Origin of the sequence: Streptomyces sp. NPDC017943, assembly GCF_044328425.1 — a bacterium.
In the GTDB taxonomy this organism is placed as follows: Bacteria; Actinomycetota; Actinomycetes; order Streptomycetales; family Streptomycetaceae; genus Streptomyces; species Streptomyces djakartensis_A.
On record NZ_JBIRHH010000041.1, the window covers coordinates 1 to 7,409 of the forward strand.

A 7,409-nucleotide genomic window follows, 5' to 3' on the forward strand; every position below is an offset into this window, starting at 1 on the left:
GGAACGGCGCGACGACATCCACGAAGCCTTCCTCGGCCTCGCGACCTGCCTGATCACCCACCGGCACGTCCAACGCCTTTGTTAGGACCTCTTAGCGTGCGGCCATGGAACACACTCCGCTGCCCGAGCCGATGCGCCGCGCGGTCAACCAGCTGGTGTATGAGGCTGTCGAGCGCTGCCAGGAGGTCCTGAGCTACGCGGCCTCGGACGTCGCCCGGGACTGGAAGCGGATGACGCTGTACCGGGCCGCCGATGCGGCCGACACCATGGACAGCGTGGCCATGCTGATTGCCGCGTACTGCGAGCAGGTCGGCGTGAACCCGGAGACCCTGAACGGCTACCTCCAGATCAACCAGCAGCAGAGCCGGGCCGACGGACCGCAGGAGGACGACCGGGCGCACCTGGCGGGCCTGCTCGGTCAGGTGGCGCCCGCAGGCACCAGCGAGCTCGGGACCGTGCGGATGGTGTACGGCCGCGGGCAGCGCCAGGCGGAGGCTGCGCAACGGCCCGAGGACCATCCGGAGGTGCTGTTCACGATGGCGTGCCTGCACGGGCTGCGGGCCAAGCTGTGCGACGACCTCGGATCGCTGGGCCGGTTCCCGCCGGAGGTGGCCGCGATGGCGCGCCGGGTCGCGGAGTGCCTCGAAGTGCCGGAGCCGGCCACCGCGTGAGCTACGGGACGGGAGGGCGGGACGTCCACGCCGGTGTCCCGCCCTGCCGTCGCCGCCCGGCGCGCTCGTAGCTGACGATGGCCTCGCCCAGGCGGCGCTTAAGCTGTGAGGGCAGATCGCCGTTCGACGTGTCCAGGAACGAGCCCTTCGTGAGCGGGTCCGGGGCGTAGGAGGACACGTACTCCCCTTCGCGCTGAGGGCTGATGTCGTTGTCCAGCCAGAAGCGGCCCGCAGCGCCATCTGCCTGCAGCAGGACCGGCGATTCCATCCAGTCGTCTTCCAGCTGGCCGTCTTCACCGCGCCGACGGCCGGAGAGGCGGGAGAGCTTCCAGCAGCGTTGCCGTGCGACCTGGCGGAAGCGCTGGCCGTTGGCGGTGTACTCGCCGCGGAACAGCGCGGGCTTCACCTGGACGAAGACCTCGGAGCCGTACGGCCTCAAGCGCTCCACCGCTTCCGCCAGGAGCCGCTGGACCTCCGCTGCCTCGCTCTGCTCCCGCTCGGCTCGCCGCTGGTCAGCGCTCGCCCAGGAGTCGGCGCGGGCGCGTGCTGCTCGGATCTCGTCATCAAGGCGACCCATGTCCGGCAGCGTATCGGCAGGAACTGCCGTGCAGGAGATGGCGAGTTGGGCGCGTGCTAGGAGTAGCTGCCGCGTGACGACAGTGCCGCGTCGTCGTTGAACTGTGCGACTCCATATGGTCGGGCCCCGGGGATGTCATGGCTGATCCCCCGGGGCCCGTGGTGCTGAAACGACTACTACATCAGCGCAGCAAGTGCCTGCTCAGCCATCTGGATGCCCTGCGTGGCCGCCATGGTGGTGGCGCCCTCCAGGAGCTTGTCCTTGAGCTGGGTGGCGAACTGGCGCAGGCGGCCCGGCTCGGGATTGCCGGAGGTCGCCTCGGTGTGGAGGTCCTGGGCGACGCGCTCCAGTTCCACGCGGTCCTCATCGGGCAGGCCCAGGATGGGGCTGACCTAACCGACGTATCCGGCGAGCTGGACGAACAGCGTGGGGTCGACGCCGTCGGTGTTGTTCTGGGTGAAGTTCTGCTGCTCGCCGATGATGACGCCCTTGGCGTTCGGCAGGTAGGTGTTGTACGTGGTGCCGGGGCGGGGCTGGTTGACGTGGTCCTGCACGCTTCCTCCTGCCAGGGCGCAGCGGGTGCCCTGGGGCGTGATGGCGACGGTGACGGGTTCGGTGTCGATCTCTTGGATCAGCTTGTGCTGTGCCAGGTGGGCGAGCGCTTCGTGCAGCTCGGCGCCGGTGATCTCGGACCCGGCGAAGTAGGCGGCAGGCGTGGCGAGGAACAGCACCGGGTTGATCGGCCTCTGGTCCCCGGCGGTGTCGAACAGCCACCGGTGAAAGGCGTCCATGGTGTAGCGGAGGCGGGCAGCACGGTCGCCTCGCCGCTTCTTCAGCCGGTGGATCGCAGCGCGGCCGGCGTCGGTGAGGTAGACCGTGGGGGCATCATCGAGGCCGCGCGAGTTGCGGACCAGGTCTCGCTCCTCGAGTTCGTAGGCGAGCACGGAGGGGTCTTCGTCCGGCAGCTGCTGTTCTTCGACGAACCGGGTGACGTCGACGTGGTGCGAGCGGTTCTGCTGGGCTTGCTCGTCGAGCCACATCAGGAGCCGGTCCAGGACCGGGTCTCCTTCGGCGCTGTCGCGGCCGGACATGGCTCCTCCTGTGCCAGTCGCCTCGGTCTGGATCGGCACCCGGATGGGGTTCCGCTTGGCTGCGCGCTTGTAGTCCTCGGCGATGCCCTTGAGGTGCTTCTCGATCGCGCGTCGCTGGCTACTGCTGGAGTAGCGGGCCACGTTGCCCTCCTGTCTCAGGTACCTCAGCCAAGGGTACGGAGCGGGTCCGACAACGGGCCCTCCGTTTCCGGGGTGAGGAGAGGGGCGCCCTGGGTGGGCGCCCCTCTCCTCACGGTCGGGCGGGTGGGTCACGGCGCCCCGGTCTGCACGCCGCCGGCCCAATCGGCGGCTTCGGTGTCGGTCATGAGCAGGACCTGCGTCGGGTGGGCGGTGGCGCCCTGGACGACGTGGACGCGGCCGGGGCGGGTGCTGCCCTTCGGGGCGGGGTGGATCTGCGGGGCGAGGCGGCCCCAGGCATGTGTGGTGACCCGTCCCAGGACCACGGTGGAAAACTGCTCGCGGACCACGGCACCCAGCGGGGTGGTGTCGGACTGGCCGCCGAAGAGGACGTGCATGCGGGCCCCGCGGCCCGCGAAGAGGAGCTCATGGAGGGCGTCGACGGCCGGGGATGCCTTCGGGTCGTTCGCCTGGCGGACCTTGTCCCAGTAGCGGGTCAGCTGCCGCAGCGTGTGGTGGGCGACCTCGAGCAGCACCGTCAGACGCGGCAGGTCGTCGCACTCGCCGTACTGGTCGATGTGGGCGGTGCGGCGCTGAAGCTCGGTCCGGAGGCCGACCAGGGCGTCGTGGATGGTCTCGATGTCGCGGCAGTAGGTGACACCGTCGATTCCGAGCGCCCACGTCTGGGAGATCCGCTTGGGGTCGAGGACCACGGTGTGCGCGCCGTAGTGCAGGAGCTGGGGGGCCAGGGTGCGCAGGGTGGTGGAGGTGCCGCCGCCGCTGGCGGAGCAGACCAGGACGTGCGGCGATTCGGTGTCCCAGTCGACGCTGACCGGCTGCCCGTCGGCTCCGAGCCCGATGAGGGCCTGGAGGCGGGCATCGCCTCCAGCTGCTCGCGCAGGCCCGTGTCGGTGAGGCGCAGCAGCTCCGGGAGGGTGCTCTTGTTCTTGTTCCACAACATGGTGCGATGTTCCTTTTCCGTGCTGGTCCTGGTGAACCGGCTGTTCTCCAGAGGGCGGATCGTGTCGGCTGAAGCGGACAGGGCCCGTCAGTCGAGGTCGGTGGTGCCGGTGGCGGCACGGGGCCGGTTGCGGGCCCACTTCTTGAGGTCGCCGACGCGGTAGAGGAACGCGGAGCCGCGCTTGTCGACCGGGGCGGGGAAGGCCGGGTCGTCGGCGCGGGCGAAGCGCAGCGCGGCCAGGGTGATGCCGGGCAGGTGGTGTTCAGCGGCCGCGCGGAGCCCCACCGCCTGGTCGTCATCGACCACAGCCGGGGCCGGGGTCGCCGGCGGCGTCGCCGTGGTGCCAGCCGCGGGCTCGCCGGGCGCGGCGGCCGGAGCCGGAGCGAGGTCCCGGGCATCAGCGGTCCGGTCCCCGCTCGCGGGCTGCTCGGGAGCCGGCCGAAGGCCGGGGGCGGTAGCGGATGCGGCATCGGCAAGGGAGTCGGCGGGCGGCTTGTGCAGCTGCACCGGGACAGGCCCCCCGGCATCCGCGGCCTTCTTGCCGGTGGTGGCCCACTCGCGGGCTTCGGCCTCGGTGAAGAACAGCATCTGCGTCTCCCGCGCGGACCCGCCGCTGACGATTTGGGCGCGGCCGTGGTGCTTGGTGGACTTCGGCGCGGGCTGGACCTCGAGGGCGAGCATCCGCCAGGCGTTGACGCTGTAACGGGCCAAGATGCGGGTGGAGAACTGCTCGCGGACTTCCGGGCCTCCGAGGGCGCGGGCGGTGGCAGACTGCGCGACCAGGAGGACGTGCATGCGCAGCTGGCGGCCCATGTAGAGGATCTCGTTGAGCGCGTCGACGGCCGGGGAGACCTTCGGGTCGCCGGACTCGCGGATCTTCTCCCAGTAGCGGGCCAGCTGCTTCATGGTGGCGTTGATCTTTTCGAGGAGGATCAGCACCCTGGGGCCGATGGCTTTCGGGTCGGCGTCGATGCCGAGTTCGTCGGCGATCCGGGTGCGCAGCCGGCCTAGCTGCCCGAGCTCGATGAGCTGGTCGTGGATATCGGCGATGTCGCGGCAGTAGGTGACGCCGTCGATGCCGTGGGCCCACGGGTGGGAGATCCGCTTGGTGTCGAGGACGAACACGCGGGAGCCGTGGTGGAGCATCTGGCAGGCGATGCACCGCAGGGTCACCGACTTGCCGCCGCCCGTGGAGGCGTTGACCAGGATGTGCGGGGACTCCGCGTCGAGGTCGACGGTGACGATCTGCCCTGCGGAGCCGATTCCGATGACGGGCGCGGACTCCTTGGCGGCGGCCACGATCTCGTGGATCTCGGGGTCCTTGAAGGCGGCCTTGGCCGGGGGCTTGCGGGTCTTCTTGACCGTCACGTACGTCTCGCGGCCCGCCAGGTGCCAGGAGAGGGTGACGCCCTCCAGGGCGAGCTTGGTGGTGATGATGTCGGCGACCAGGTCCTTGGAGAAGTTCAGACGGCCCGGCACGTCCACGCGGATCACCGCGTCGTCGTCGGAGAAGTTGCGCGGGATGTGGAGGTAGCGGCGCGGGTCGGTCTGCTCCGGCAGGCGCAGCGGCAGCGCGAGGGCTTCGTGCAGCGGGAGCACCCACTCCCGCATCAGCTCCCGGCGCTTGCGGGTCAGCGCGAGATAGGCGGCAGTCCCCACAGCCGCGGTCGACGCCGCGGCGATCCCGGTCTGTTCCAGCGCGGCGAGCGCCGGGTCCGGGTCGGCCCATATCTCCTGGGCGGTGGCAACGGTGGCGTCCTGGTGGACCCACCCGGCCTGGTAGCCGCCCGCGCCGATCGCGGCGAGCGTGCTGATGCGGAAGGTCAGGCGCTTCCACCCGGCGCGGTAGGAGGACCGGGAGACGCGGCCTTCGACCTTCGGCAGAACGCGGGTGCCCGAGCGCCAGAACGTCGCATCGGTCCGCTTCACCCCGTCCATCGGGCGGCCGGCCAGGAACCGGCCGATGCCGAACATGAGGGATTCGGCGGTCTCCTCCACCTGCTTGTCGAACTTCGTCTGTGCCATCGGCCGTGCCCTTTCGATCTGCGTCCCGGCACCTCACACCCGGAAGCGGACACGAACCGTAAAGCGGTTTGCCTGTGGACAGAGTTCGCTGAGAAGTGCGCCCTGAGCTGCGGGTTGTGGACAACTCAGCGACCTGAAAATGCCTACGCCGTCCATCTGTGCGGCGCGGTCGGTACAACGGGAGGTTCAGGGCCGATCTACGGGAAGAGGGGCCGATGACGGACCACGAACAGCGGCGCAGGCGCGAGCAGTTCCTCCAGAGCAGCAAGGACGCACAGGAGCTGTGGGAACGGGAGATTGCCTGTCCGGGCGGGCCGCTGCCGGGAGCGGTGCTTGATGTGCTGGAGCACGGCGACGGCTGGCTCGGCCACGTGCAGCTGGTGACCGGACGACCGGCCAGCGACATCGACAAGGCTGCGGCCGCCATCGAGAAGGCGTGGGACCTGGTGCCCGGGTCGGTGGTGGTCAACTCCGGCGGCAGCGGCGCGGAGCTCTGGGTTAACTACCGTCCCTCCGCCGCCCGGCACCACCGGCTCCGGCCCATGGGCGTCAAGCAGCTCGGCAAGCTGGACGCTGACGGCCTGTTCGACGGCAAGGCGAGTCATCTCCAGGACTGGGCGAACCGGTACGCGCACTCATGGAAGGCGATGCGCGGCGGTGGGCCGGTCGACATGGAACGCTTCCTGCGCCGCCTGGCCCGTCTGGAGGCTGGGCTGATCGACTGCGCCTACTACGCCAAGCCCGGGGTCCTCGCCGGGATCGTGGAGAAGGCCGGCCTGCCCTACGAGAGCCTGTCCGAGGACGTCGCCTACGCGATCGGCATGACGCCCCGGCGTCCGTCGGAAGGGCAGCGCTGATGGCCCTCGCGGACGTATGGGTGGAACTGCACAGCGAGGCCCTGGGCGTGCGGGTGGTGAGGGCAGACACGATCGTGCAGGTGTGGTGGGACGCCAAGCAGCCCGCGGACCTGACCATCGGACTCAACGGCGGGCAGGAAGTCCGCCAGGACGTAAGGGCCGGGTTCCCGACCGACGACATCGAGGAGGACGAAGCCGCAGACCTCTGCACCACGCTGATCGAGCGGATCGCTGAGGCCGCCGACAACGGCGGGCCGCGCATGGTGTGGATGGCTCGTGACGAGGACTCCAAGGGCGTGTTGTAGAAGCGCGGTCCTCTGATCGACCGCTGACGAACGGCGCGCCTTTCCGGGCTCGGTCCTCCGGTGGGAGGTCCAGGCCCGGCTGCTTGTCTCGTGAGAAGGGCGAGTCCGTCAGGATGCGCTCTCGATGGTGACGGGGACTTCCAGCGGCACGGTCCACTCGCTGCCCTTAGACCTGGCGGTAATGCTCAGACGTACCGGGGCGTTCGCGTAGCCGCGATGCCAGACATCCATGGCAGTCGTCGACCACGACGGTGGCGAGGTGGGGGTCAGGCCGTACCGAGTCCATTCGCCGACCACCAGATGCTGCGCCGCGACCGTGCGGCCGGTGTCGTCGCGCCCGTCCGCGCTGAACTTCCAGGGTCCCCAGATGTGCGCGCGCACCGTTTCGGGAGTTTCGGTGCCTGCGAGCTGGGGCCCGCTGCCCCGGTGGGGGCTGTCGTTGCGGATGGACACGGTGATCTCGACAGCGTCGTGGGACAGCAGTCCCGGCGGACCGTCGAGGTGGACTTGCAGTGTTGCGGTGGAGCGGGCCTCGTTGGCCACAATCGTGCAGCGGAAGTCCGGGGTGAGATCGGCGTGCAGGCGCTGCTGCTCGATCCGCGACAGGGCCGCCGCGGCCTCGTTGGAGCTGTGCGCCGCCTTCCAGGACCCAACGGCAGCAATGGCAGCGACGATCGCAACAACCAGGGCTAGAGGTTGTCCCGTATGGGGTGTCAGTTATCCGGTGAGGGCTAGGTTGTGGAGCCGGGAGATGCCGAGCATGGCCTGGTGAACGCCGTTGCCC

General features: G+C 69.9%; 9 protein-coding genes. 3 read left to right on the forward strand and 6 right to left on the reverse strand.

Going from position 1 to position 7,409, the window contains the following annotated elements; all coding sequences use genetic code 11:
• Positions 1-104 precede the first annotated feature (104 nt).
• Positions 105-671, forward strand: coding sequence for a hypothetical protein (locus ACH4C6_RS35470; protein WP_398112724.1), 567 nt, complete (start codon positions 105-107; stop codon positions 669-671).
• Between the two features lies 1 nt (position 672).
• On the opposite strand, the gene ACH4C6_RS35475 is transcribed toward ACH4C6_RS35470, so the two are convergent.
• The 5 genes from ACH4C6_RS35475 to ACH4C6_RS35495 all read right to left on the reverse strand — a co-directional run bounded on the left by ACH4C6_RS35475 (position 673) and on the right by ACH4C6_RS35495 (position 5,463).
• Entirely contained in the window at positions 673-1,248 is a 576-nt protein-coding gene (locus ACH4C6_RS35475) for a hypothetical protein (protein ID WP_398112725.1), read from the reverse strand.
• A gap of 176 nt (positions 1,249-1,424) precedes the next feature.
• The gene (locus ACH4C6_RS35480) at positions 1,425-1,604 is read right to left on the reverse strand and encodes a hypothetical protein (protein ID WP_398112726.1); all 180 of its coding nucleotides are present in this window, start codon (positions 1,602-1,604) and stop codon (positions 1,425-1,427) included.
• A 36-nt stretch (positions 1,605-1,640) separates the two neighbouring features.
• Positions 1,641-2,480, reverse strand: coding sequence for a hypothetical protein (locus ACH4C6_RS35485; protein ID WP_398112727.1), 840 nt, complete (start codon positions 2,478-2,480; stop codon positions 1,641-1,643).
• 128 nt (positions 2,481-2,608) lie between these two features.
• Positions 2,609-3,433 carry an FtsK/SpoIIIE domain-containing protein gene (locus tag ACH4C6_RS35490; RefSeq protein ID WP_398112728.1) on the reverse strand — a complete coding sequence of 275 codons (825 nt, stop codon included), beginning with the start codon at positions 3,431-3,433 and terminating at the stop codon, positions 2,609-2,611.
• A 92-nt stretch (positions 3,434-3,525) separates the two neighbouring features.
• On the reverse strand, positions 3,526-5,463 hold the full coding sequence (locus tag ACH4C6_RS35495) for a helicase HerA domain-containing protein (RefSeq protein WP_398112729.1): 1,938 nt from the start codon (positions 5,461-5,463) through the stop codon (positions 3,526-3,528).
• Between the two features lie 215 nt (positions 5,464-5,678).
• Here ACH4C6_RS35495 and ACH4C6_RS35500 point away from each other — a divergent pair, with 215 nt between their 5' ends.
• Together ACH4C6_RS35500 and ACH4C6_RS35505 are read left to right on the forward strand one after the other, a co-directional pair.
• Complete coding sequence (locus ACH4C6_RS35500; protein WP_398112730.1) at positions 5,679-6,320, forward strand: hypothetical protein; 642 nt, start codon at positions 5,679-5,681, stop codon at positions 6,318-6,320.
• Positions 6,320-6,625 (forward strand): hypothetical protein, encoded by a 306-nt coding sequence (locus tag ACH4C6_RS35505; protein WP_398112731.1) that lies wholly within the window; start codon positions 6,320-6,322, stop codon positions 6,623-6,625. Before ACH4C6_RS35500 ends, ACH4C6_RS35505 begins: the two co-directional genes overlap by 1 nt.
• 108 nt (positions 6,626-6,733) lie before the next feature.
• Here the strand turns inward: ACH4C6_RS35505 and ACH4C6_RS35510 are convergent, their stop codons facing one another.
• Positions 6,734-7,168, reverse strand: coding sequence for a hypothetical protein (locus tag ACH4C6_RS35510; RefSeq protein WP_398112732.1), 435 nt, complete (start codon positions 7,166-7,168; stop codon positions 6,734-6,736).
• Positions 7,169-7,409: the final 241 nt, after the last annotated feature.

What these genes read in the sequence shown, in the direction of transcription:
- ACH4C6_RS35505 (WP_398112731.1), top strand. Translation starts at nt 6,320, where the DNA reads ATGGCCCTCGCGGACGTATGGGTGGAACTGCACAGCGAGGCCCTGGGC.
- ACH4C6_RS35500 (WP_398112730.1), top strand. Translation starts at nt 5,679, where the DNA reads ATGACGGACCACGAACAGCGGCGCAGGCGCGAGCAGTTCCTCCAGAGC.
- ACH4C6_RS35470 (WP_398112724.1), top strand. Translation starts at nt 105, where the DNA reads ATGGAACACACTCCGCTGCCCGAGCCGATGCGCCGCGCGGTCAACCAG.
- ACH4C6_RS35475 (WP_398112725.1), bottom strand. Translation starts at nt 1,248, where the DNA reads ATGGGTCGCCTTGATGACGAGATCCGAGCAGCACGCGCCCGCGCCGAC.
- ACH4C6_RS35495 (WP_398112729.1), bottom strand. Translation starts at nt 5,463, where the DNA reads ATGGCACAGACGAAGTTCGACAAGCAGGTGGAGGAGACCGCCGAATCC.